This window comes from Paenibacillus turicensis (assembly GCF_017873435.1).
In the GTDB taxonomy this organism is placed as follows: domain Bacteria; phylum Bacillota; class Bacilli; order Paenibacillales; family Paenibacillaceae; genus Fontibacillus; species Fontibacillus turicensis.
In genome coordinates this window covers 169086-192912 of the sequence record NZ_JAGGKG010000005.1, presented here as the reverse complement: position 1 = coordinate 192912, position 23827 = coordinate 169086, and the positions used below count along the sequence as shown (strand labels likewise).

At 37.5% G+C, this 23827-nt stretch carries 21 protein-coding genes and 1 pseudogene; 18 read left to right on the top strand and 4 right to left on the bottom strand.

Annotated features, from left to right (window positions below; all coding sequences use genetic code 11):
* Nucleotides 1-35 precede the first annotated feature (35 nt).
* From dtd to J2Z32_RS07435, 11 genes are all read left to right on the top strand, one after another.
* Nucleotides 36-482 (top strand): D-aminoacyl-tRNA deacylase, encoded by a 447-nt coding sequence (gene dtd, locus J2Z32_RS07485; protein WP_210088557.1) that lies wholly within the window; start codon nucleotides 36-38, stop codon nucleotides 480-482.
* 130 nt (nucleotides 483-612) lie between these two features.
* Nucleotides 613-825, top strand: coding sequence for a hypothetical protein (locus J2Z32_RS07480; RefSeq protein ID WP_210088556.1), 213 nt, complete (start codon nucleotides 613-615; stop codon nucleotides 823-825).
* Between the two features lie 77 nt (nucleotides 826-902).
* A complete protein-coding gene (locus J2Z32_RS07475) occupies nucleotides 903-1352 on the top strand; it encodes a hypothetical protein (RefSeq protein WP_210088555.1) in 450 nt (149 codons plus the stop codon).
* A gap of 480 nt (nucleotides 1353-1832) precedes the next feature.
* Nucleotides 1833-2600, top strand: a complete 768-nt coding sequence (locus tag J2Z32_RS07470) for a MerR family transcriptional regulator (RefSeq protein ID WP_210088554.1) — start codon at nucleotides 1833-1835, stop codon at nucleotides 2598-2600.
* 57 nt (nucleotides 2601-2657) lie between these two features.
* Nucleotides 2658-3416, top strand: a complete 759-nt coding sequence (locus J2Z32_RS07465) for an ABC transporter ATP-binding protein (protein ID WP_210088553.1) — start codon at nucleotides 2658-2660, stop codon at nucleotides 3414-3416.
* Nucleotides 3391-4146 (top strand): ABC transporter permease, encoded by a 756-nt coding sequence (locus J2Z32_RS07460; RefSeq protein ID WP_210088552.1) that lies wholly within the window; start codon nucleotides 3391-3393, stop codon nucleotides 4144-4146. The genes J2Z32_RS07465 and J2Z32_RS07460 overlap by 26 nt, the downstream gene beginning before the upstream one ends.
* A 551-nt stretch (nucleotides 4147-4697) precedes the next feature.
* Complete coding sequence (gene hisS, locus J2Z32_RS07455) at nucleotides 4698-5951, top strand: histidine--tRNA ligase (RefSeq protein WP_210088551.1); 1254 nt, start codon at nucleotides 4698-4700, stop codon at nucleotides 5949-5951.
* Nucleotides 5952-6227: 276 nt separating this feature from the next.
* Nucleotides 6228-8006 (top strand): aspartate--tRNA ligase, encoded by a 1779-nt coding sequence (aspS, locus tag J2Z32_RS07450; RefSeq protein WP_210088550.1) that lies wholly within the window; start codon nucleotides 6228-6230, stop codon nucleotides 8004-8006.
* A 33-nt stretch (nucleotides 8007-8039) separates the two neighbouring features.
* On the top strand, nucleotides 8040-8783 hold the full coding sequence (locus J2Z32_RS07445) for a tRNA threonylcarbamoyladenosine dehydratase (RefSeq protein ID WP_210088549.1): 744 nt from the start codon (nucleotides 8040-8042) through the stop codon (nucleotides 8781-8783).
* Nucleotides 8784-8953: 170 nt separating this feature from the next.
* Entirely contained in the window at nucleotides 8954-9349 is a 396-nt protein-coding gene (locus J2Z32_RS07440) for a hypothetical protein (RefSeq protein ID WP_210088548.1), read from the top strand.
* A 180-nt stretch (nucleotides 9350-9529) separates the two neighbouring features.
* Nucleotides 9530-11596, top strand: a complete 2067-nt coding sequence (locus J2Z32_RS07435) for a HelD family protein (RefSeq protein WP_210088594.1) — start codon at nucleotides 9530-9532, stop codon at nucleotides 11594-11596.
* Nucleotides 11597-11707: 111 nt separating this feature from the next.
* On the opposite strand, the gene J2Z32_RS07430 is transcribed toward J2Z32_RS07435, so the two are convergent.
* Nucleotides 11708-12013, bottom strand: coding sequence for a CD3324 family protein (locus J2Z32_RS07430; RefSeq protein WP_210088547.1), 306 nt, complete (start codon nucleotides 12011-12013; stop codon nucleotides 11708-11710).
* 506 nt (nucleotides 12014-12519) lie between these two features.
* Here J2Z32_RS07430 and J2Z32_RS07425 point away from each other — a divergent pair.
* The gene (locus J2Z32_RS07425; RefSeq protein WP_210088546.1) at nucleotides 12520-13827 is read left to right on the top strand and encodes a replication-associated recombination protein A; all 1308 of its coding nucleotides are present in this window, start codon (nucleotides 12520-12522) and stop codon (nucleotides 13825-13827) included.
* Between the two features lie 14 nt (nucleotides 13828-13841).
* Here the strand turns inward: J2Z32_RS07425 and J2Z32_RS07420 are convergent.
* Nucleotides 13842-15047, bottom strand: a pseudogene (locus J2Z32_RS07420) (cation:proton antiporter).
* A 217-nt stretch (nucleotides 15048-15264) separates the two neighbouring features.
* Entirely contained in the window at nucleotides 15265-16389 is a 1125-nt protein-coding gene (gene mnmA / locus J2Z32_RS07415) for a tRNA 2-thiouridine(34) synthase MnmA (protein ID WP_210088545.1), read from the bottom strand.
* A 467-nt stretch (nucleotides 16390-16856) separates the two neighbouring features.
* Between mnmA and cymR the strand changes: the two genes are divergently transcribed.
* Complete coding sequence (cymR, locus tag J2Z32_RS07410) at nucleotides 16857-17276, top strand: cysteine metabolism transcriptional regulator CymR (RefSeq protein ID WP_210088544.1); 420 nt, start codon at nucleotides 16857-16859, stop codon at nucleotides 17274-17276.
* A gap of 91 nt (nucleotides 17277-17367) precedes the next feature.
* Here the strand turns inward: cymR and J2Z32_RS07405 are convergent, their stop codons facing one another.
* Entirely contained in the window at nucleotides 17368-18147 is a 780-nt protein-coding gene (locus J2Z32_RS07405) for an alpha/beta fold hydrolase (protein WP_210088543.1), read from the bottom strand.
* A gap of 438 nt (nucleotides 18148-18585) precedes the next feature.
* On the opposite strand from J2Z32_RS07405, the gene J2Z32_RS07400 reads away from it, so the two are divergent.
* The 5 genes from J2Z32_RS07400 (at nucleotide 18586) to J2Z32_RS07380 (ending at nucleotide 23814) form a co-directional block, all read left to right on the top strand.
* Nucleotides 18586-20016 carry a nucleotidyltransferase family protein gene (locus J2Z32_RS07400; protein ID WP_210088542.1) on the top strand — a complete coding sequence of 477 codons (1431 nt, stop codon included), beginning with the start codon at nucleotides 18586-18588 and terminating at the stop codon, nucleotides 20014-20016.
* A gap of 51 nt (nucleotides 20017-20067) precedes the next feature.
* Nucleotides 20068-20859: an ABC transporter permease gene (locus J2Z32_RS07395; protein ID WP_210088541.1), complete on the top strand. Its 792-nt coding sequence runs from the start codon at nucleotides 20068-20070 to the stop codon at nucleotides 20857-20859.
* Between the two features lie 3 nt (nucleotides 20860-20862).
* Nucleotides 20863-21666, top strand: a complete 804-nt coding sequence (locus J2Z32_RS07390) for an ABC transporter permease (RefSeq protein ID WP_210088540.1) — start codon at nucleotides 20863-20865, stop codon at nucleotides 21664-21666.
* A gap of 11 nt (nucleotides 21667-21677) precedes the next feature.
* Nucleotides 21678-22664 carry an ABC transporter ATP-binding protein gene (locus tag J2Z32_RS07385; protein WP_245251276.1) on the top strand — a complete coding sequence of 329 codons (987 nt, stop codon included), beginning with the start codon at nucleotides 21678-21680 and terminating at the stop codon, nucleotides 22662-22664.
* Between the two features lie 112 nt (nucleotides 22665-22776).
* A complete protein-coding gene (locus J2Z32_RS07380; protein WP_210088539.1) occupies nucleotides 22777-23814 on the top strand; it encodes a hypothetical protein in 1038 nt (345 codons plus the stop codon).
* Nucleotides 23815-23827 lie beyond the last annotated feature (13 nt).

Genomic DNA, 23827 nt, shown 5'->3' with positions numbered 1-23827 from the left:
TTATGGTGGAAGAAAGGCTAAAGTACAGGTGAATTATGAGAATCGTTGTGCAACGTAGCAAGCAAGCACAGGTTATCGTGAATAATGAGGTTGTTGGCAGTATTCAGCAAGGGCTTGTTTTGCTAGTAGGCATCACCCATGATGACACATTACAGGATGCCCAATACTTAGCAGAGAAAATTTCTGGTTTACGTATTTTTAGCGATGAAGAAGGCAAGATGAATCGCAGTGTATTGGATTGTGGCGGTGCTGTTTTATCTATTTCACAATTTACATTGTATGGTGATGTTCGTAAGGGGAAACGCCCTAATTTTATGGCTGCGGCTAAACCAGATCATGCAGAGCCTTTGTACGAGCAATTTAATAATTTGCTGAGAGAAAAGGGACTTGCTGTAGAAACCGGTGTTTTTGGAGCAGATATGGATGTTTCCCTTGTGAATGATGGTCCTGTCACCTTAGTGTTGGACACGAAAGCAAATTAAAGTATACACAGCTGTAAATCATGCTAAAGTGACTATTTTAAACTGAAAGATATACAGTATAATCTACAATCAAAGAGGACATGGCTAATAGTGATCTATGATCAAATCGATGTTTAAAGGATGATTAGCTATGCGTCGTGCTATACAGTCACAATGGATGAACCTGTCCTCTTTACATGAGATTTCAACCTTACAGGAGGCTTGCATACTGGGGACAATGACGGCGGGAGAAGAAATGCTGTTAATTGCTTCGGATGTTAAGCCTTCTGTCTTATTTTCACTACGCTCAACAAGTATGTATTCTAAAACAACGAAGCATTCCTATTCGCCGATTTTGCACTAAAGTTATAAAGCTACTCCTTTTGGGTAATAACAAGCATAGTATTTTTATGATTTTATAACTACAAAGGAGAGATATCTATGTCTAAACATATTCAGGCTTATTTTTCCAGTGAAGATCAAGCTGAAGGTGCTAGAAGTAGCTTAATTCCTTATGGGCTTGAACAGCTTGAGGTGGGGAAGCTAGAGAAGGGCATTGGACGTAGCTCGAACTTGTTAGTGCCATTTGCACCGATTCAAAATGCAAATTCTACAGCTTCAGGTGGAATGATCCCATCTAGTGGTTTTGCAGGTACGACCTCAACGCAGGGAACGGTTCCCTTTGTAATCAATAATGATGATGTTAATGCCTCAAGTAATGAGGATACTAAAGAAGGCGTTAAGGACAACGGGTTACAAGGAGATATCATAAATGATGAAGGCGATTTGTCTTCACTACGTTATGTGTTAAGTGCAAAAGCGAAAGATGAGCAGTATGATGAAGTTATCTCTAAGCTAAGAACATTAGGTGCTTATGTGGAGGCGTTATAACGTTATGCCAAATAATATTGGGCTCAACTTAGAAATTTAGTGGTTGAGAGGAAGCCAAAATAGCGAAGGGGCAGAGGGATGGTGGAGAAGTGAACACGTCCGCCTTTACAGCCTGTTTTTCATCGATAAATATTTAATTCAAGAAAATCAAGGCTGTAACAGGGGTCGAAGCCACCCTCTGCACCGTAGCTGCTTTCCCCCTGAAGTTAGCAACCACTAATTTTGGTTTTGAGCCTAATATTGTGCTAAAAACTAATTTTGTAATATAACTGTAATATTACATTCATGTTGCTTTAACATTGCTTGGCTATAATAAACACATGACCCCCTTTTAATATATTACCTTTGGACCTGCACCCCGTTGGTGACAGGTTTTTTTCTGCCCAAATTCAGCTTTTTTAGTTTTTAAGTTCAAACCCTCCACTATAACACCAGACCCTAGTTATGTTTTATTATTATAAGTACAAATGAGGTGATGCATTGAATACATACACAACTTCTGAAGTTGCAAATTGTGTTGGAATTCATCCCAATACAGTTCGACTGTATGAGCAGCTTGGTTTTATATCGAAGCCTGAGCGCAAGCAAAATGGTTACCGCATATATACTGATCTTCATTTACAGCAAGTGAAGCTAATAAGGACTGGATTCAAAATTGAAGTTATCCAAAATGGACTACGAAAACAAGTCATTGCCATTATTAAATGTGCAGCAGCAAGGAATTATGATAAAGCGATTGAATTAACATTGAAGTATCTTGGGCAAATTAAACGCGAACAACGTAATGCAGAAGAAGCAATTGTAATAGCAGAGCAAATAATTAATGGAAATGAACAACAATTAGCTTCAGGGACTTTAACGAGAAAACAAACAGCGGATTATTTATGTATCTCCATTGACACATTAAGAAATTGGGAAATGAATGGATTATTAACGATCAAACGTAAACATAATGGTTATTGCGTATATACAGCTAAGGATCTCCAACGACTAAAATTGATTTCATCATTACGTTGTGCTAATTATTCGCTTTCCGCTATTTTAAGAATGTTAAATGCATTATCTCAGTATGAGCATACTAGGGTCAACATTCGACAGGTCATTGATACGCCTACACCAAGTGACGATATTATTACAGTATGTGATCAGTTGTTGACTTCTTTACAGGATACCGAGCAAAATGCCCATAATATGAGCTTATTACTGTATGAAATGAAGAAGTTTGATAAACCAAGCCCTCCATTATAACACCAGACTTTGTTCTGGTGTTATTGTTTTGTTGCAACTAAAAAGGAGGCGCAAAGTATGGAAATGGCAATCGAAGTGACAGCCTTGACTAAATACTACAAACAAGATAAATACAGGGCTGTCAGTGCAGTTGAAAATCTTAATTTATGTGTTGCGAAGGGAGAAGTTTTTGGTTTATTAGGCCCCAATGGTGCAGGTAAAAGTACAACGATTGAATGTATTATAGGCACGAAAAAACAAGACTATGGATCTGTCAGCATTTTAGGTATGAATCCTCAAAAGCATCGAAAAAAAATATTTGAAGATGTTGGCGTACAGTATCAGGAGTCTAATTATCAGGATAAGATCAAAGTTTCAGAGCTGTGTGAGGTGACTGCTTCGTTATACAAAAATCATGTCGATTATGCTTTTCTGTTAAAGCAATTTGGTCTTGGCGATAAATCAAAGAGTTTAGTTAGTGAACTGTCAGGTGGAGAAAGGCAACGTTTTTTTATTGTACTGGCTTTGATATCTAATCCAAAAGTAATTTTTTTTGATGAGTTGACCACTGGACTCGATACCAAAGCGCGACGTGATGTATGGAAGAGCTTAATTGAATTGAAGAAATTTGGAGTGACCTTGTTTTTAACGTCACATTTCATGGATGAGGTAGAGGCATTGTGTGACAAAATTTTGATTATGAAAAAAGGAAGAAGCGTCTTTTGTGGTACGGTTCAAGAAGCAATTGCAATGAGTCCTTATGAACATTTTGAAGATGCTTATTTATGGTTTGCGAGTGAGGAGGATGAATATGACCATCAATACGAAGGCATTTAATACACTATTTAAAACGGAGCTTAAATTATCTCTTCGCGGAATAGATATGCTAATATTTGCAATATTTATGCCTATAATTATATTGGTAATTATTGGTTCATTATTTGGGAATAAGCCTGCTTTTACAGGCGCAAACTATACTTTCTTAGAACAGTCCTTTGGTGCAATTTCTACGATTGCGATTTGTGCAGGTGGAGTTATGGGACTTCCTATCGTTGTATCTGATTATCGTAATGTAAAGATTTTAAAGCGTTTTAAAGTAACACCCGTTAGTCCTGTCCTAATTTTAATGGTGCAAATTGCAATCTATGCGCTTTATTCTATTGTTTCTTTAATTGCGTTGTATTTGTTTGCTTTGATTTTTTTTGATTTTCAATTTTATGGTTCATGGCTTCGGTTTATAGGCGCATATCTTCTTGTGATGCTATCGATGTTTAGTATTGGATTATTAGTAGGTGGGATTGCACCTAATCCTAAAATTGCTGGGGCCATAGCTAGTTTATTGTATTTTCCAATGCTTATTTTCTCAGGAACAACGTTACCCTATGAGATGATGCCTAGCTCTCTGCAAAAGATAGCGGATATTCTCCCATTGACACAAGGCATTAAGTTGCTCAAAGCAACGTCACTTAACTTACCTATAGAAGGGGTAATTATACCTATTATAGTCATGGTAGTCATAGGAGCATTATGTATTTGTATTTCACTTCGCTTTTTTAAATGGGAATAAGACCTTCTTTTTTTGTGAAAGTTAAAATTACAACTCTTTAGTGCTTGACTTTACTACAGAGCTTCATATACAATCAAGCAATATAGTTATGATGTTAATTATGATTATGATCTAAATTCGATGACGGGAAAAAGTAATTCAACCCCACATCCACAGAGATGAATCCCTTTGGCTGGAAGGATTCTGGTGATGATTGAATGAAAGACCTCTCCGAGAACCTAATGACGAAAGGTGTACAATGTACGAACTATTTGCCTGATAAGGGCGATAGTGTAAGTATCTTGATGACTTAGTAGACGTTAGGCGTAAACGGGCGTTAACCGTATATGAGCGAACAAGTGATATTAGATTTTAGGGCATACACAGTCTCAGGACGTGACTCTAAATTTCTGAATAGGCTAGTTCGGAATGTGGGTGGTACCACGGGTGATTACATTAAATAATCTCTCGTCCCTGTTGCAAGTTGACAGAGGCGGGAGTTTTTTTGTTGCTAAAATTAATAAACACTAAAGCTTAAAGCTACACTTAGACTACAAAGGGAGGGTCTTATCATGGATTTTCAAAAACCAAAAGGGACTCAGGATTTATTGCCAGGGGTTGTGGAAAAATGGCAGTTTATCGAAGAAAAAGCAAGAGATTTATGTCGTCGCTTTAACTATCGCGAAATTCGCACTCCAATTTTTGAACAAACCTCGTTGTTTGCTAGAGGTGTTGGGGAAACGACAGATATTGTGGAAAAGGAAATGTATACGTTTCTAGATAAAGGGGATCGGAGCATGACGCTTCGTCCGGAAGGCACTGCTGGTGTTGTTCGTGCTTATGTAGAAAACAAGCTATACGGTGACCCTGATATATCGAAGCTATATTATATGGGACCGATGTTCCGTTATGAGCAACCTCAGGCAGGTCGTCAACGTCAATTCCATCAGTTTGGCGTAGAGGCGATTGGTTCAGCCGACCCTAGTCTTGATGCTGAAGTGATTGCACTAGGCTACCAATATTGCCGTGATCTTGGCTTAGAAGGCGTAAAGGTAGAATTAAACTCTGTAGGTAACCCATCAAGTCGCGCTGTGTACCGTGAAAAGCTGTTAGGTTTCCTCAATCCAATCAAAGAAACATTGTGTAAGGATTGCCAAGCTCGCATTGAACGTAATCCACTTCGTGTGCTTGATTGTAAGGTGGATCAAGATAAGTTTACGGATGCCCCATCTATTTTGGATAGCTTGGACGAAGAAAGCAGCACACACTTTGAGAAGGTAAAGTCGTTATTAAATAGCATGGGTGTAGAATATGTCATTAATTCTCGCTTGGTGAGAGGGTTAGATTACTACACGTTTACTGCATTTGAATATAAGGCGAATGAAACAGGGAATGTCGCTACTGTTGGTGGTGGTGGTCGTTATAATGGCTTAGTGAGTGAAATTGGTGGGCCTGAGCAGCCAGGGATTGGTTTTGGACTGGGACTTGAGCGCATTGCGCTGATTCTGGAAAAACAACAGGTAGCTGCTACGAATGAGCAACCGTTAGATATATACCTCATCGCATTAGGTGAAGCTGCAGAAGCGGAAGTGAATACTCAGCTATTTAAGCTTCGTCAAGCAGGATTTTCAGCAGACCGCGATTATTTAGGCAGAAAGATGAAAGCTCAAATGAAATCCGCAGACCGCATGAAGGCGAAATATACTGCGATCCTTGGTGATGATGAGCTAAGTTGTGGTGAAATTGCCCTAAAAGCAATGGAAACAGGACAGCAACGTACAGTTAAACTAGCTGAGCTTGTTCAGGAGCTAGGACAACAAAAATAAGCAGGCGTCAGGTTTTGATTTTTTTGAGCTAAAAAACCGGCTCGATCTTGAAATTATTGCTTGACAACCAACCCAAACTAGCGAAGAGACAGAGGGATTCTGAAGGTTGTCTCTTAAAATCAAATTCCATCCATAAAATTACTTCAATAAAAGGAATATGATTTTAACAACAATCGCAAGAACGCTCTGGATCGTAGCTACCACCCTCCAGACATTGTCAAGTGCTAAATTTTAAATAGAGCCTAACAACCAAACATATATTAAGGAGAGAATTACATGAAACGAACACATAGTTGCGGTACAATTACTGCCGAACATATTGGACAAACTGTAGTATTAAATGGATGGGTACAAACTCGCCGTGACTTAGGTGGAGTATTGTTTATTGATTTGCGTGATCGCAGTGGCTTAGTGCAGGTTGTCTTTAACCCAGCTTATTCTGGTGATGCGCTTGGTATCGCTGACAAGGTTCGTAGTGAATATGTCATCGCGGTAAAAGGTGAAGTCGTAAAACGTGATGCTGAAACGGTGAATCCTAACTTGCCAACAGGTGAGCTTGAAGTTCGTGTTACTGAAATTGATGTGTTAAACGCGGCAAAAACACCACCATTTTTCATTGAGGATGGCATTGAGGTAGATGAATCTTTACGTTTAAAATATCGTTATTTAGATTTGCGTCGTCCTGAAATGCAACGTACACTAGCACTTCGCTCTAAAGCGTCTAAAGTATTCCGCGATTTCTTAGATGAGCAAGGCTTTATTGATGTTGAAACACCAATTTTAACAAAAAGCTCCCCAGAAGGTGCACGTGACTACTTAGTACCAAGTCGTGTGCATGAAGGCGAATTTTTTGCACTTCCACAATCTCCACAATTGTATAAGCAGTTGCTAATGGTCAGTGGAATCGAACGTTATTATCAAATCGCACGTTGCTTCCGTGATGAGGATTTGCGTGCGGACCGTCAGCCTGAATTTACGCAAGTGGATATTGAAACATCATTTTTAACCCAAGATGAATTGTTATCCATGATGGAGCAATTGGTATCTCGTGTCTTTAAAGAAACAAAAGGCATTGAAGTTTCAACGCCATTCCAACGCTTAACGTATGCAGAGGCAATGAACAAATATGGTTCAGATAAACCAGATTTACGTTTTGGCTTAGAGCTTATTGAAGTCAATGACATCGTAGCAACAAGTGGTGTTAAAGTATTTGCTTCTGTCATCGAAAAGGGTGGAGAAGTTAAGGTATTGAATGCTAAAGGCTGTGGAACATGGAGCCGTAAGGAAATTGATGACTTAGGTCCATTTGCTGCTCGCTATGGCGCTAAAGGTTTGGCTTGGATTCAAGTGAAGGAAGGCGAATTCCGTGGTCCAATCGTGAAGTTCTTTAACGAAGAGGAAATCGCAGCGCTAAAAGAACGTACTGGTGCAGAAGAAGGCGACTTGCTCTTGTTCTCCGCAGATAACAAAAAAGTAGTAGCAGATGTGCTTGGTAACTTGCGTCTAAAAATCGGACGTCAGCTTGGCTTAATTAACGAAAATGAATTTAAATTTGCGTGGGTTGTTGATTTCCCATTGCTTGAGTGGGATGAGGATCAAAAACGTTATGTAGCACTTCACCATCCATTTACACGTCCTCGTGATGAAGATGCAGCGTTGTTTGACACTGATCCAGGGCAAATTCTTGCACAAGCCTATGACCTTGTTCTGAATGGATATGAGGTTGGTGGTGGTTCTATGCGTATTTACAAACGTGATGTGCAGGAAAAAATGTTCGCGGCGATTGGTTTATCTCCAGAAGAAGCGCAAGACAAATTTGGATATTTGTTAGATGCGTTTGAATATGGTACACCTCCACATGGTGGTATGGCGTTTGGTTTGGATCGTTTGGTGATGTTGTTAGCAGGTGTAACTAACTTGCGTGAAACGATTGCATTCCCTAAAACAGCAAGTGCAACCGACTTGCTTATGAATGCACCATCCGAAGTGGATAAAGGTCAATTGGAGCAGCTTCATATTAAAGTGGCTAAAAAACCAGAACCAGTTAAAAATTAATCCCTCATAATATAGAGGAGGAGTTACCTCGAAATGCTGAATCAATTTTCACGAACAGAGCTTGCCATTGGGCAAGAAGGACTTGAAATTTTAAAAAATAGTACCGTTGCAGTGCTTGGCATTGGTGGAGTGGGTTCAATTGCGGTTGAATCCCTCGCTCGTGCGGGTGTAGGACGTATTATTTTGATTGATAAAGACGTTGTAGATATCACGAATGTGAACCGTCAAATTCACGCCTTAACCTCCACAGTGGGGCAAAAGAAAACGGACTTAATGTGTGAGCGTGTAAAGCTAATCAATCCAGAGTGCGAAACGATTGCGCTTAATATGTTTTATACGGAAGAAACGTATGAGCAGTTGTTCCAATATGACCTTGATTATGTGTTAGATGCATCTGACACCATTATTTACAAGGTGCATCTCATTATGGAATGTCGCAAGCGTGGGATTCCGATGATTTCAAGTATGGGTGCGGCAAATCGGATGGACCCTACTAAATTTGAGGTCGCAGATATCTCTAAAACCCATATGGACCCGATGGCACGAGTCATTCGTGGCAAGCTACGGGATCTCGGCGTTAAAAAAGGTGTTCAGGTCGTTTTCTCTACTGAAAAGCCTGTTAAGCCTAGAGTAGATGTGACTGAAAAAATTGTGTCTCCGAATGCCCCTGAGATTCGTAAGGCAAAGCAACCTCCTGCGAGCATTTCCTTTGTTCCGCCTACGGTGGGTTTGATTATGACAAGTGTGGCTGTACGTGATTTGTTGGCAAAAAAATAAAAGAACATAAAACCGCTTATGAAGTGAACTGACTTAGCACTCAGTTTTTCATAAGCGGTTTTTTATTTAATAAATCCAAATTACTAAGCTTAAAGACTGAAATAACAAAAGGGAACAAAAATTAAGCGGCGAATTATATTCACTATATAGTTTTTAAGGAGGGGTGAACGATGTCTAGTATGAAATCACCAGGAGGTTCTTTATTTCCTTACTATTACAAAGGTGGGGAATTACATTGCTTGAAATATGGGAGCTTTTACGAAAATGAGGATTCGTTGTTTAAATTAATGAAAGATGAAGAGGAATTTATATCAAGCCAAAACCGCCTCTTAAATATTTGGGTTGATTTTTACAAAACAAAGTTGACGAATGCTGTCTTAAACAAGTTCCTTGAGAACATGATTTACTTACAAAATCACTCGAAAAAAATTGCGATAGTAGGGTTGTCCTTCTGGGATAAGTGGCGTTTTCGTAAAATGTTAAGGAAACAGAACTATTCATTTTTGGTCCCCATTCAATATTATGATGATCCAGAGATTGCTAAAACTTGGCTTATAAGTGACTAAGTATTCAACACTTTTATTTTCTACTTAAAAGCTTTGCGCTTAACAAACCCAAGGTGTATAATGGAGTTCCTTTTGCTTTTATACTGTACGTATATGGAAGGAATAAACCTTAGGAGGTAACTGAAAGTGGCAGATTTTCAAAGTGCCTATCAAGAAGAAAAAGAGAAGCTTACGCAGACGATGGAGATGATGGATACACAGCTATCTTCACTACGTAGCATACCCGAATATACGGGTTCAGATTTTACCCAGCAAGTATTGGAGGATATGCGACAGCAGCAGATGAAGCAGCTAGAGCTATCAGCCAAGGAGCCTTATTTTGGGCGATTGGATTTTGAAACAGATCGTGAAGGCTTACATCCTTATTATATCGGAAAGAGAGGCGTAAACGATCCTCAGAGCAACCAGCCATTAGTGTTAGATTGGCGTGCTCCACTAGCTAGCTTGTTTTATTCCTTTACAGGGGGAGAGGTGGCTAGTTACGAAGCTCCAGAGGGTGAAATAAACGGTTCAGTTCACTTAAAGCGTAACATCATTGTGCGTAAGGGTGAATTGGAGCGTATTGCAGACACCTTTAACCGAGACAGTGAGGCGCCTGCGGTATCTGATGAATTTTTGGTATATCGTTTAGGAGAAAACAAGGATAATCGCTTACGGGATATTGTATCGACGATTCAAGCGGAGCAGGATTTAATTATTCGTGGACCACGTAATGCAGCTCTAATTATTCAAGGTGTAGCGGGAAGTGGGAAAACAACAGTAGCGCTTCACCGGCTAGCCTTTTTGCTATATCAATATAAGGAACAGATGTCAGCCGAAAAAATGATGATTTTTGCACCAAATATGATGTTTATTGATTATATTTCTGAGGTCCTGCCTGAACTAGGTGTTGGTGATATTGGTCAAGGTACATTTATGGATTGGGCCTCACAATTGCTGGAGCTAGATGAGGTGGCAGTAGATGATTCCTCGGTATGGACGAACTGGTTTGATCAAAATCATGTTAAGCACGAACGTGGTGATGAGCAACTATCAGGACGATTTAAAGGCTCAATACAGTTTAAAAACCTAATAGATGAAGCTATTGTATCCCTAGATACGTTATGTGTACCGAAGCTCTCATTTGAGCCTTGGGATGGTGCTGTATTAAGTTATGAGGAGATTGTAGCTTGGTTTGAAGGGGAATATCGTCATTACCCGATTGCCAAACGCAAGGAGCGTGTGTTAGCTCGTATTCATCGCTGGATTGAGATGGAGCTTAAAAAATCGATGTCTGCTAATGAACTAAAGGAGCGCAAGAAAAAAGCGCAGCAACGTGAGAAGGCCTATGCAAAAAAATGGCCAGAGCTTACACCGTTAGCGATCTATCAGGAGTTATTTGGAGTGAAAAAAGGAGTTAAGCTTGGCTTACCACAGCTAAAGTCAGGAATTCCAGCGGAAATATGGAAGCAAACGCAAGGGAATCTAAAAGGGAACGTCATTAAGGAAGAAGACCTTGCGCCAATGCTTCATTTGTATACAAAGCTAAATGAGATAACAAGTGCCCAAACCTTTGACCATATCGTTATCGATGAAGCACAGGATTTTTCTCCGTTTCAGATTGCAGTGTTAGATCAATTTGTGAAGGGACATTCGTTTACGATTCTTGGTGATCTTTCGCAAGGGATTCATTACTATAAAGGGATACAGTCGTGGGAAGAAATGAGCAGCTTATTTCAGCCAGAAGAAACCTCTTATTTTGCCTTGAAACGTAGCTATCGCTCCACGATGGAAATCATTGATTATGGAAATCATATTTTACAATCTGGGGTGAAAACCGATTTACTTGCCATTCCAGTTTTCCGGAGTGGGAATCCAGTGTTATTAAAGCCAATTGAGGTTAAGGCTGTTCAAGCCCAAGTGTTAGCAAATCTACAGCAGTTAATGTCAGGTGACTATCGCACTGCCGCAATTTTAACAAGAACTTTAGCAGAAGCAAGAAGCTTATATTCATTCCTCATTGACTCTAGAATTGAGGTTAACTTGATTGATGGAGACCGTGGTGAATATCGCGGAGGGATTTCTGTCTTACCTGTTTATTTGTCTAAAGGACTGGAGTTTGATGCGGTCATTGTGACAGATGTAGACACAGCACATTATAGTGAGCAGGATGCCAAGCTTTTATACGTTGGTTGTACACGCGCACTACATGAGTTGTGGATATTACATGGGAAACAAGTGCCAAGCTACGTTCATATTCCTGCTTAAAAATAAATAATATAGCTAGACCTTGAGTTTAAAAGGTGGATTAAATGTAAAAAAGGGATTAGACTTTGTAGTGTAAGTCTATCCCTTTTGTTTAATTTTCATATTTAATAGTCAAGCGTGAGTATAGGCTAGAGCTACTGTTGCTTCACAGTCACGCATTTTGGAAATGATTTTACGAATACTTTCTTCTGAAAGATGATAGCTTGTAGCTAATACTTTGACAGATTGCCCATTGCAATAGTCATCATAAATTTCCTGATTACGAATATTTAGACTTAGGCGAGAGCCACTGAGTTCTCCCCAAGGTGTACGCGCTTGTTCTTGTTTAGGAATATAAAGTAATTCACCCTGAATATATTGCTGAAGCTCCTCTAATAATCGGGGGGGAAGCACTTCTCTCCCGTTTTTGTAGTTCACGATCAAAATCCTCCTCAATTTGTTGTCTTCGTGTTGACAGCGTCATCAAATAAGTTGGCATGTCGTAACTCCCCCTTTCGTTAATTTGTACATCTGTTTTGCGTTTATTTTTATAATTCCTACTATAGCATAGGTTACACACATTTATCCACATCAACATTACCTACATCTTCCAAAAAGAAAAAATGACTCTATTCTCATTGTTAGATATGAGGAATTGATATTCGCGCTTTTTATAAAAATAAGGGACCCTTGTTGGCCCCTTATTTCATTAACTGGGATCTCCGTAATTAAACGGAGACCACCTCACTTGTTGAAAACATTTTAAAATCAGCCCCTTTCCTCAAAACTTGTCGGCCCCGACATCTATATTAACTCATATTTCCAATCAAGTTTACAGTGAAAGAATGATTATAAGTGTTTTTTACCACCTAGAATATTAAGTGTTGCTCTCGCTGTTTTCACTTTACATGTGATAAAATACAAAAGATAAGGAAGTGAATAGAATGGATTTATTTACCTATCAAGGTGATCAACAACCCGTAGGAAGATTGCTTGCAGATCGCATGCGTCCAACTACGTTACAAGAATACATTGGACAAGAACATATTGTAGGGGAAGGCAAGCTGCTTAGACGTGCGATTGAGGCAGATCAGGTGTCTTCTATTTTGTTATATGGTCCACCAGGCTGTGGGAAAACAACATTAGCTCATATTATTTCTCATCAAACCCAAGGTGAATTTGTTCGTCTAAATGCAGTTGATGCCTCTGTAAAAGACGTACGCGAGGTTATTGCAAAGGCAGAGGCAGACAAAGCTTTATATGGCACAAAGACGATTTTGTTTCTAGATGAGGTACATCGTTTTAATAGCGCTAGACAAGATGCATTGCTACCTGCTGTTGAGAAGGGAACAATTATTTTTATTGGGGCTACGACAGAAAATCCTTTTCATTATGTTAATGGCGCGTTACTAAGTCGTTCTACGTTATTTCAGCTACAGGCATTAACAAGTCAGCACTCCTATGCCGCGATGAAACGGGCATTAGAGGATACAGAGCGTGGCTTAGGTTTCATGTCCCTTCAAGTTGAGGAGGAAGCGCTACAGCACATTGCTTCGATGGCAAACGGCGATATTCGTCGTGCTTTAAATGCGCTAGAATTGGCTGCGTTAACAACACCACCCATGCAGGATGGGACTGTACATATTACGATGGATGTGGCAGAGGAATGTATACGCCGTCCTATCGTTAAGGCCGACGAGTCTACGCAATATGATGTATTATCTGCTTTTCATAAAAGCATTCGTGGTTCTAGTGATGCTGCGTTGTTTTGGTGTCTTTATGGTGTAGAAAAGCTGGGAATGGACCCGATGACGTTTATTCGTCGTCTGATCGCGGCGTGTAGTGAGGATATTGGGCTTGCTAATCCACAAGCCATGGTACAGGCAACAAGCGCATTAGAGGCGTATCACAATAACGGCTGGACGGAAGGCAAGCTGAATATTGCGCAGGCGATTTTATTCGCAGTAGAAAGTCCGAAGTCAAATGCCGTTATTATGGCAATTTCCAAAGCAATGACAAGCATAAACGAACTCAAATCAGCTGAAGTTCCACTCCATCTGCGTGATGCACATTACAAGGGCTCGGAACAGCTTGGTCATGTTGGCTACAAGTACCCTCATAACTATGATGGTCATTTTGTGCCACAGCAATATTTACCTACTCAGCTAGAGGGCCAAGTGTTTTATGAGGCAACAGAGCAAGGAAACGAAAGTAAAATTAAATATAATCAACAGTTGAGACGGAAGAAATGAGATTAAAGTAGATGTCAATGTGGTTTTGTTCTTTCTTCGCAAGGAGCCAATGTCATTTTTTTAATAATTAGATTTAAAGTAAGCCCTTGGAACAGAAGTGAGAACAGAACCACACTAAATGTTAATACTAAAATATTTTCTCTCCCACTAAACGAGTGTGGCAAGCTTAATGCAAGTGCAATAGATAAGCTCCCCTTTAAACCACCCCAATTAATAATTACTTTCCATTTCTCTAAGAAGCCTTTGAGTGGAGCTAAGCTCACATATATAGCAATAGTTCTACCAATTAAGACAAGGACTATGGCAAACAAAATTAGCTTCTACTTGTCTGAAAAGTCTATGTTTCTAATTTCTAAACCAATCATTAAGAAAATTAATGAGTTTGCAATAAGAGTAACAACATCCCAAAAGGAATGGATGTTTACCTTGGTAGTTTCAGACATGCCTATATTTGCACCATAGCTGCCAAAAATCAAACCTCCAACAACAACGGCGATAACACCTGAAACGTGGAAATGCTCTGCTGTAAAATAACAGCCAAAAAAAAGAAGGATAGAAAAGGAAATTTCTAGTGGATAGTCATCATACACACGAATAATTTGAGAAAATAAAAATCCTAAAATTGAACCAATGAGTATACCGCCAATGCTAAACTTCAAAAAGAGCAAGACTCCACTACCTAAACCGCTTAAGCCCATTTCTATATAAGCTAAAAAATAAGTTGTTGAAATTTGAAACAGTACAACAGCGATTCCGTCATTTAACAATGATTCCCCTTCGATGATAGTAATCAGTTTTTTGGAAATACCTAATGATTTAAAAAGAGAAATGACACTAATAGGGTCTGTTGCACTCATTAAAGCAGCAAAAGTGAAAGCGACAATAAGGGGAAGACCAAGAATGTAATAAGAGCTACAACCAATAACAATGAAAGATAATAATGTTCCACCAAAGGCCAACAGAAAAATTGGTTTGCGTTGTTGCTTTAGTTCCTTAAAGGGTAATTTTAGTGTTGCATCACCTAATAAGATAGGCAGGAATAAAGAGATTACAACAGCCTGAAAAACGTGTGATTGTGTAATGAAGGTTTCAGCAGCCTCTAAAAAAGGGATATTTGCTACCCCTAGCAGTAATCCAACAAGAACTAGTGCAATTGAGTAAGGTTGCCTGATAAGTTTGGCTATTCCAATAACACTGATTGAAATCGCTAATAAAATCAAGATTTGAATTAATACGTCATTAAATTGCTGCAAAATTGATCCCTCCTCTCCTTTCATTTATATACGAAAAATTATTTTCTTCATTGTGGTTATTATGGCTGTTGGCAGTTAAATAAATGTATATTTATCTTATAAGAGATTAAATCAAAAAAATCTGCAGCAAAATACCATCAAGGTAAATGCTACAGATTTTCTACTTTGTTTATTTGCAAAAATATTAATGTGCTGCTGGATCCGGAATTTTATGCGCGACCTCTATGGTTCCACCACCGATACATTCCTCACCCGCATAAAATACAACAGCTTGTCCAGGGGTAATTGCCTTTTGAAGCTCATCGAAAGCAACATTTACAGTGCCATCAGGTTGTGCAGTAAGAGTCACACCTTGATCAGGCTGACGGTAACGGAATTTAGCTGTACATTTTAATGGGCCATCAGCAAGTAGATTTTTGCCTGAAATAAAGTTCACTCCTGATGCAGTTAAGCCACTAGAATACAAGCTATGATGCTTGTCCCCTTGTACAACATACAGGACATTGTTTTCTAAGTCCTTTTCCGCCACAAACCATGGTTCCCCAGTGCCTGAACCACCGATTCCAAGACCTTGGCGTTGCCCAAGGGTGTAATACATTAAGCCATCATGCGAACCCTTCACTTCACCTGTTGCAATGTCAATCATTTTTCCAGACTTGGCAGGCAAATATTGACTAAGGAATTCACGGAAATTACGTTCTCCGATAAAGCATACGCCTGTACTATCTTTTTTCTTCGCTGTATATAATCCTGCTTCTTCTGCAAGCTTACGTACCTCTGGTTTAGGCAAATGTCCGATAGGGAACATGGTTTTGGATAGCTGTGCTTGATTAAGTGCATTAAGGAAATAGGTCTGATCCTTATTGTTATCTACACCCCGAAGCAGCTTATAGATACCATCCTCATGCACTAGTCTAGCATAGTGCCCTGTTGCTACATAATCAGCACCAAGATCCATTGCCTTGTTTAAAAATTCACCAAACTTTATTTCCCGATTACACATTACATCAGGATTTGGCGTACGACCAAGCTTATATTCTTCAAGAAAATAGGCAAAGACTTTATCATAATATTCCTTTTCAAAATTAACTGTATAATAAGGAATGTCGATCTGCTCGCAGACACGTCTTACATCTTCAGCATCCGACTCAGCAGTACATTGTCCAAATTCGTCAGTGTCATCCCAATTTTTCATAAAAATACCGATGACATCGTAGCCTTGGCGTTTGAGCAATAATGCGGTTACTGAGGAATCGACGCCTCCCGACATACCGACAACAACTCTTGTTTGGCTGTTTGGTTTTGACATTTACGTGTTCCTCCTTGTTGAAATATAGTGCTGTCGTTATCTTATCATAAAGCAGTCCAAATATAACAATGAATTATAGATTTTATTGTGTAAAACTGACTCGATATCTAAATTAGTGGTTGCCAAAGGCCACAATTCGCGAAGGAACAAAGGATTTTGGAGAAGTGGAACGTTCGTATTTAAAACTAGATTTTAACGATAAGATTGTCATATTTATAAGAAATCTGGTTTTAACAACGATCGGAAAAACCTTTGTTCTGCAGCCTTCCATCAACTTGGTTGGCAACCACTAATTTTAATTAGAGTCAAAAACCAAACATTTCATGTTATTTATTTTCCAAATGGGCTACACTTATGTTACGATAAACATAGATTAATGATAGGAATAGGGAGTTTTCCTTTTCTGTTGTTAATAAACCAAAGCTTATTATATAAAGATTATTTGAAAATTGAAAGAGGTGGCTTCTTTGAAGATTTCCACAAAGGGACGCTATGGTTTAACCATCATGATGGAGTTGGCTATGAAATTCGGCGAAGGTCCAACTTCCCTAAAAAGTATTGCTGAAAAAAATCAACTCTCTGAGCATTATTTAGAACAGCTTATTGCACCATTACGCAACGCAGGATTAGTAAAAAGTATTCGCGGCGCCTACGGTGGGTACATTTTAGCTCGGGAAGCTGCAACCATTTCGGCAGGGGACATAATTCGTGTGTTGGAAGGACCAATTTCACCAGTTGATTTCACTGAGGAGGATGATCCAGCCAAGCGTGATTTGTGGTTACGCATTCGCGATAGTATCGCTGAGGTGCTTGATTCCACTTCCCTCGAGGATTTAATTACGTACCATGAGGATAATAAGAAAACGGATTACATGTTTTATATTTAGAAATGTGAGAGATGAAATGACAAAAACTCCTTGGTGTGCAAGGAGTTTTTTAGTGTTTTATGGGGATTCATGGTGCGGCTAATCCGATTCGTTATGCAAAGGAAGACAATAATTGGTTAAATCTATCGCGTTCCTCTAAAAAAGCACAATGACCGCTGTATTGGAACGGAACTAGCATGGAATTTTTGATCAGTTTATGTGTTTCTTCAGCTTGGGCAAAGGGAACGAGTTTATCATGAATTCCGTGAATAATTAATGTGGGTACATCGATCTGACTAAGATCGTTGTAAACATTTTCATCTCTAAGCGTGACCATAATGGCGGAAGTTGCCCAATTCGCCGCTTGTAATCCCATTAAAAAGAACCAATCCGATTTTGGTTCGGAAATATACTGAAAGAAAAAAGAACTCGTTTGGTCTTGTAGCATTTGTGGGCGGTCATGATTTGTATCTTCGATGATTTTATTTGCAAATTCTTGTGGAACGCTTGATGGAGAGGCAGCGTCAATTAGGACAAGTTTAGATACCCCATACCCTTTGTAGCGAGCCATATAACGAATCGATATCGCACCTCCAGTAGAGTGACCTGCCAGTGTTATGTTTTTTAACTGTAAAGCCTCAATAACCATGCGGACATCATCTGCTAATCTATCAAAATTGTACCCGTCGAATGGTTTATCCGAATTACCGTATCCTCTCCAGTCCATTCCGATACAACGATATCCGAGCTTAGGAAGGTAATTGAACTGATACTCGAACTGGTTATGGTTTAGCGGCCACCCATGAATAAAAAGTATCGTTTTATTTCCCTTCGGATTGATGTCCTCTATAAATACTTTTACGCCCGGTTCCACATTAACGAAGTATCCCAAGTGTATCGCCTCATTTTTTGAAAAATGTATTTCCCCATTAAGATATTCCCCCTAGATAAGGTAAATGCCTAATTTCGGCGTAAAATTGGATTTAGTAATAAACAATCATATTTTCTGCGTAACAAGATAAAATCTAATTATTTAAAGTATTCGATAACATCGGTAAGTAAAAATGGCATGTCTTTCATTTCAACTTACATGATAAAGAATTAAGAACACCATGTGAATCATAGAAGAGACAACGCCTTAATGAAGAACTGATAGAGAGATGCCTTTACGTGATCTAATATATAAAAAACATATGAAATTATGATAAATTATTCAGGTAGTTTTTATTTTTTGATCATAATATAATAATTTCAAATTAAATATTGTTAATTATTAGGTAGTGATTAAAAATTTTGGTTCTTAAAGACTAAATTGGTTATAGGGGTGTATATGAAAGAGTTTATCTTATTAGAGAAATTGATTGATAAAGTGCATGTTGATAACGAGAATGAAAATGATGAAATAATTCAGGATTTGACGTTAAAGCATGTCATGAAAAATAAACTTGAGTCATACTATAAAAAGTTTCTAAATAGTACAAAGGAAATACCAGAAATAAATGAACAGTTACAAGCTATTACTAATCAATATAAACAATTTAGATCCTTTTTAATGGAATTAGAGAAAAATATAGAGGAACCAGTTATTGTTATTAAAGGATTTAGTAATTATCACATTACAAATGGAAGAATTCTTTTAAGAGGGACATCTGACATTGATATTTTGGCGCGTAATCCTTATGAATTCAAAGAGTTATTAGTTGCTCAGGGGTTTATGGAAATAAAAACTGAAACCACTCATGAACTGTCTGAACTTCAAAAAGAGGGAATACTTATTGATTTGCATAAGTTCGTTCCAGTTGTGTCCTATCCTGAAGATATTAATGATATATCAGTAAAAAACAATATGAGCACAACGTCCGGATCAATACTTAAAGGAAAAATTACTTATTGTGATTTATTAGAGAATACAGTGAAATTATCTGAGAAAATCTTAGTTCCTAATGTAAATATCGCGTTAATTATATTGTGTGTATCAATATTCAGAGACTATATTACTAGCGTAGATAAACTTCCACATTTTAAGTTAATTAATTTGGTGGAAGTATACTTATTACTTCAAGAAGATAATTTTCATGCTGATGATTTCTTGCAAATATCCCAAAAGTTTCATGCTGAACACTGTGTGGAATTTGTTAACATTCTATTAAAAGAAATTTATCAAGTAAGTTTACCTAGTACAAGTCACACTCTAAATCGGTTTCCTCAAATCTTAATGTGGAATTTTAATCAATGGATTGTTCCTAAAAAACTATTTAATTCAGTTTTCAATATATCTTTTGAAAGCGCTTTACTAGAGTTAGGAGCCAAGGAACTTAAATTGAAGAGTAATAATAATTTAAGTATTGATTGTATTTCAGACATAAATGTTTATTATGCATCAAGAGATAATCAAAAAAAGCCGATCAATATGAATTTGAACTGGGATAACAAACTGTATGTACATTTAAGTATTGAGAATGTAGAGGGCATTCATAAAAACGATATTATTAATATTAACTTTAGTGAAGATGAAAATAAAATGACATTTTTCGGTTCTAAAGAAAGACAGAAAAGTTTTGGTTCAACAATAAATAGAGGAAGAATTATTTATAACGAAAATAAAAAGTCACTTAATGTGGAATTCACACTATCTGAAAATGAATTGAGAGCGCACTACTTGATTGAAGAAAATAAGGTGGGAATGAATATATATATAGAAAAACATGAGAACAAAAATGAAATTAATTGTATTATACCAATTATTATACAAAAAATATAATTTGATTGCTATTTTATAATTAAAAACTCTGTCACATAGTGAGGTATATATATGGCGTTATATATAGAGTTTTTGAAAAAAGCGTTTCGAGAACGTTATGCATTTCGCTTTAACTTTTATATTACGATTTTAGCAAGCGTTATGCTTCTTATCATTCAAATCAATGTATGGACGGCATTGTATGGTGGGAATGGAAATGTTAGTAATATTAATTTCGGAGAGATGATAAGTTACATTATAATTGCTTCAATTGTTATGACATTAACTAAATCGGGTTCAGGACAAAAAATAGCTGAACGAGTGGAGAATGGAAGCATTATATTAGATTTAATGAAACCAGTAAATTTCAAAAGATATATATTTTCTGAAGATTTAGGAACAAACTTGTTTCAAACTGTTTTTATAACTATTCCATCTATAGCGTTTACTTGGTTATTTTTTGACTTTTCTTTATCTGGAGGCTTTGGGAATACGCTGATATTTGCAATTACTCTTATATTGGCAATCTTAATTGCTTTTCATATCCACTACATATTTGGACTGTTTGCTTTTTGGCTTGAAACCTCTTGGTATATCCCTTTTTTTATCGGATCATTGTTTCAGTTATTTTCAGGGTCTGTTGTACCATTGTGGTTTTATCCTAATTGGTTATATAAGGTGTGTCAGATTCTTCCTTTTAGATTTATTTTTTTTGAACCAATAGCTATTTTCTTGGGGAAGTATGAGATCCATCAAATGCTTAGCATTTTACTTATGCAGATAGGGTGGTTAGCATTTATTATTTGCATAGAGAAATACATGTGGTATAAGGTTCAAACTAAATTGGTGATTCATGGGGGATGAGGAATGCACTATGCGAGATTGTATTTAGAATATATAAAATTAAGAATAATGGGAGTAGCTGAAAACCGTAAGGCATTTATAATGGGCGGGCTTGCTCAATTTGCATCTTATGGAGCCGAATTTTTAATTGTTTGGTTGTTGATAGAAAAGTTCCAAACCATTAATGGCTGGGGAGCATATGAAGTTTTATTATTATTTTCATTAAATCTATGTTCATATGCAATTGCCGGATTCTTCTTTTTTAACGCTACTACTCAGTTAAGCAATATGGTAAAGAACGGTTCGTTTGATGAAGTATTAACCAAGCCTTTAAATAGTTTTTTGTATCTGGTTTGTCGAGAGTTTAACAGTGCTTATATTACTCACTTTATCCTTTCTATTGGTGTAATCGTAATTTGTTTTAATAACTTAAATCAAACATTAACAGGAGGTGACATATGTTTCTTAATAGTGATAATTGTTAGTGGTGCCTTAATACAAGCGGCTGGATTGATTGTAACATCAGTACCGTCATTTTGGATTGTGGAAACAGAAGGTTTAAGGGAAGTCCTTTTTTTTCAAATAAAGGACTTTATACGATACCCAATTACCATCTATAACAAAACAATCCAGATTATTCTGACCTTTATCCTACCCTATGCTTTTATTAATTTTTATCCAGTGCAACACTTTCTTTCAAAGAAGGATTTTATTTTTTTTAATCACAGCTTCCAGTATTTATCTCCAATTGTAGGAATTGTTTGCTTTTTTCTCGCATATAAGTTTTGGTTTGTCGGGGTTAATCATTATAAAAGTACTGGATCCTAGGGGGGACAACATTGATAGAGGTTAGCAATGTAACAAAGGATTTCAGAGTATTTAAACGCGAAAAGGGTTTTGCAGCTTCTTTGAAATCAATCATAACGAGAAATTATGAAATTAAAAAGGCAGTAAACAATATAAACTTCAATATCCAAGAAGGCGAATTGGTTGGGTATATTGGTGCAAATGGTGCTGGAAAATCAACTACGATTAAGATGCTGGCAGGTATTCTTGTTCCTACTTCAGGTTTAGTCAAGGTAAATGGAAAGGAACCTTACCTGAATAGGAAGGAAAATGCAATGGATATTGGAGTTGTTTTTGGTCAGCGAACACAATTATATTGGAATCTTCCAATGGAAGAGACTTTTGATTTGTTCGCTAAAATTTACAAAATCAACCCCAAAATATTCCGAAATAATGTTGAGTATTATGTGGATTTGCTTGAGATGAAGCCATTTTTAAGAACCCCTGTACGCCAATTAAGTCTTGGACAACGAATGCGTGCTGAATTAGCAGTGGCCTTGTTGCACGATCCTAAAATCCTTTATTTAGATGAACCAACTATTGGTTTAGATGTAGCGGTAAAAGCTAAAATTCGGAATTTTATTAAGCAAATAAATAAAACTAAGAAAACAACAGTTATCCTGACTACGCATGATATGAAAGATATAGAAGAAGTATGCGATCGAATTATTACGATAAACAAGGGTGAGGTTATTTTTGATAATACAGTAACTGCTTTTAAAAATAACTTTAATCCTGGGCATGTGCTTACGCTGGATCTTGATGATAAAGATAATAAACTAAATGACAACAGACTCAAGCTTCTCAAAGATGAGGGATTTAGGAAAAGTTTTTTATTTAATAAAAATGATTTATCGGTTGCTCAAGCCATCTCAATTATTTCAAAAAACTATGAGATAAAGGATATGCAGTTAAAAGAGCCCGATATTGAGGAAGCTGTAAAATATCTCTATGCAGCTGCATCGAAAGAAGCTAATTAGCAGTTAGCTTTACTAGGAGGGGGTTATGCCTAGAATGTACAACCTTATATTGGGAATAAGACGAATCAGTACAAAAAGATTTTAATAATTTATTGTGGAGGTATAGCAAAATATGAGCATTATTAATGTGCATAATGAGTGGGATCAATTAGAAGAGGTTTTTGTAGGGAGAGCAAAAGGAGCTCAGGTTCCATTGGGAGATAAAGGATTATTTGCAATTAGATACTCTGATTATGAAAATGTGGCGGATATCCCTTCAGGTCCTCATAATCTGAGAATTATAGAAGAGACGGAAGAAGACCTTGAGAGAATTGTTGAGTTATTTATGGGACTCGGAATTAAGGTTAGGAGGCCTGAGGATACTGACCACTCAAAGGTATATAAGACCACTGATTGGGAATCGGATGGAATGTACAATTATTGCCCGAGAGATATATTATTACCAATAGGAAACACAATTATTGAAACGCCAATGTCGTTACGATCCCGTTTATTTGAAACAAATGCTTATAAGGATTATATGGTTGAATGCATTGAAAGTGGTGCTCGTTGGTTATCAGCTCCAAAACCTAGATTATTGGACAGTATGTACAATACAACTGATGCAAGTCAATCGGCACTGCACGAATTAGAACCAGTTTTTGATGCAGCTAATATACTTCGTGTTGGTAGAGATCTAATATACCTCGTTTCTGATACTGGGAACGTTATGGGGGCGAAATGGTTACAGAACATTCTTGGTAGTGAGTACCGGGTGCATGCTTGTCATGATTTGTATGCTTCGACTCATATAGATACGACAATTACTTTGCTTCGACCAGGATTAGTTTTAGTGAATCCAGAGCGAGTCAACGAGAAAAATCTTCCACAAATTTTTAAAAATTGGGATGTTTTATATGCACCTGATATGGTTGATATTGGCTTCACAGGGGTTGCATATGGTTCTGCCTGGATTGGAATGAACTTTATGATGATTAATCCAAATCTAGCACTTGTCTGTAAACATCAAAAGAAATTAATAAAATTGTTAGAAAAGCATAAAATTGATGTAGCACCTTTAGAGTTAAGACATTCTCGAACATTGGGTGGAGGGTTCCACTGCGTTACATTAGATGTAAAGAGAAAAAGTGTATTGGAAGACTATAGCTAATAAATAATGATAG

Excerpts from the sequence above, each read along its gene's own strand:
- J2Z32_RS07445 (WP_210088549.1), top strand. The coding sequence starts at position 8,040 with ATGCTGAATCAATTTTCACGAACAGAGCTTGCCATTGGGCAAGAAGGA.
- dtd (WP_210088557.1), top strand. The coding sequence starts at position 36 with ATGAGAATCGTTGTGCAACGTAGCAAGCAAGCACAGGTTATCGTGAAT.
- J2Z32_RS07395 (WP_210088541.1), top strand. The coding sequence starts at position 20,068 with ATGGCGTTATATATAGAGTTTTTGAAAAAAGCGTTTCGAGAACGTTAT.
- J2Z32_RS07440 (WP_210088548.1), top strand. The coding sequence starts at position 8,954 with ATGTCTAGTATGAAATCACCAGGAGGTTCTTTATTTCCTTACTATTAC.
- J2Z32_RS07400 (WP_210088542.1), top strand. The coding sequence starts at position 18,586 with ATGAAAGAGTTTATCTTATTAGAGAAATTGATTGATAAAGTGCATGTT.
- J2Z32_RS07465 (WP_210088553.1), top strand. The coding sequence starts at position 2,658 with ATGGAAATGGCAATCGAAGTGACAGCCTTGACTAAATACTACAAACAA.
- hisS (WP_210088551.1), top strand. The coding sequence starts at position 4,698 with ATGGATTTTCAAAAACCAAAAGGGACTCAGGATTTATTGCCAGGGGTT.
- J2Z32_RS07435 (WP_210088594.1), top strand. The coding sequence starts at position 9,530 with ATGGAGATGATGGATACACAGCTATCTTCACTACGTAGCATACCCGAA.
- J2Z32_RS07460 (WP_210088552.1), top strand. The coding sequence starts at position 3,391 with ATGACCATCAATACGAAGGCATTTAATACACTATTTAAAACGGAGCTT.
- J2Z32_RS07425 (WP_210088546.1), top strand. The coding sequence starts at position 12,520 with ATGGATTTATTTACCTATCAAGGTGATCAACAACCCGTAGGAAGATTG.
- mnmA (WP_210088545.1), bottom strand. The coding sequence starts at position 16,389 with ATGTCAAAACCAAACAGCCAAACAAGAGTTGTTGTCGGTATGTCGGGA.
- J2Z32_RS07390 (WP_210088540.1), top strand. The coding sequence starts at position 20,863 with ATGCACTATGCGAGATTGTATTTAGAATATATAAAATTAAGAATAATG.
- aspS (WP_210088550.1), top strand. The coding sequence starts at position 6,228 with ATGAAACGAACACATAGTTGCGGTACAATTACTGCCGAACATATTGGA.
- J2Z32_RS07380 (WP_210088539.1), top strand. The coding sequence starts at position 22,777 with ATGAGCATTATTAATGTGCATAATGAGTGGGATCAATTAGAAGAGGTT.
- J2Z32_RS07475 (WP_210088555.1), top strand. The coding sequence starts at position 903 with ATGTCTAAACATATTCAGGCTTATTTTTCCAGTGAAGATCAAGCTGAA.
- J2Z32_RS07480 (WP_210088556.1), top strand. The coding sequence starts at position 613 with ATGCGTCGTGCTATACAGTCACAATGGATGAACCTGTCCTCTTTACAT.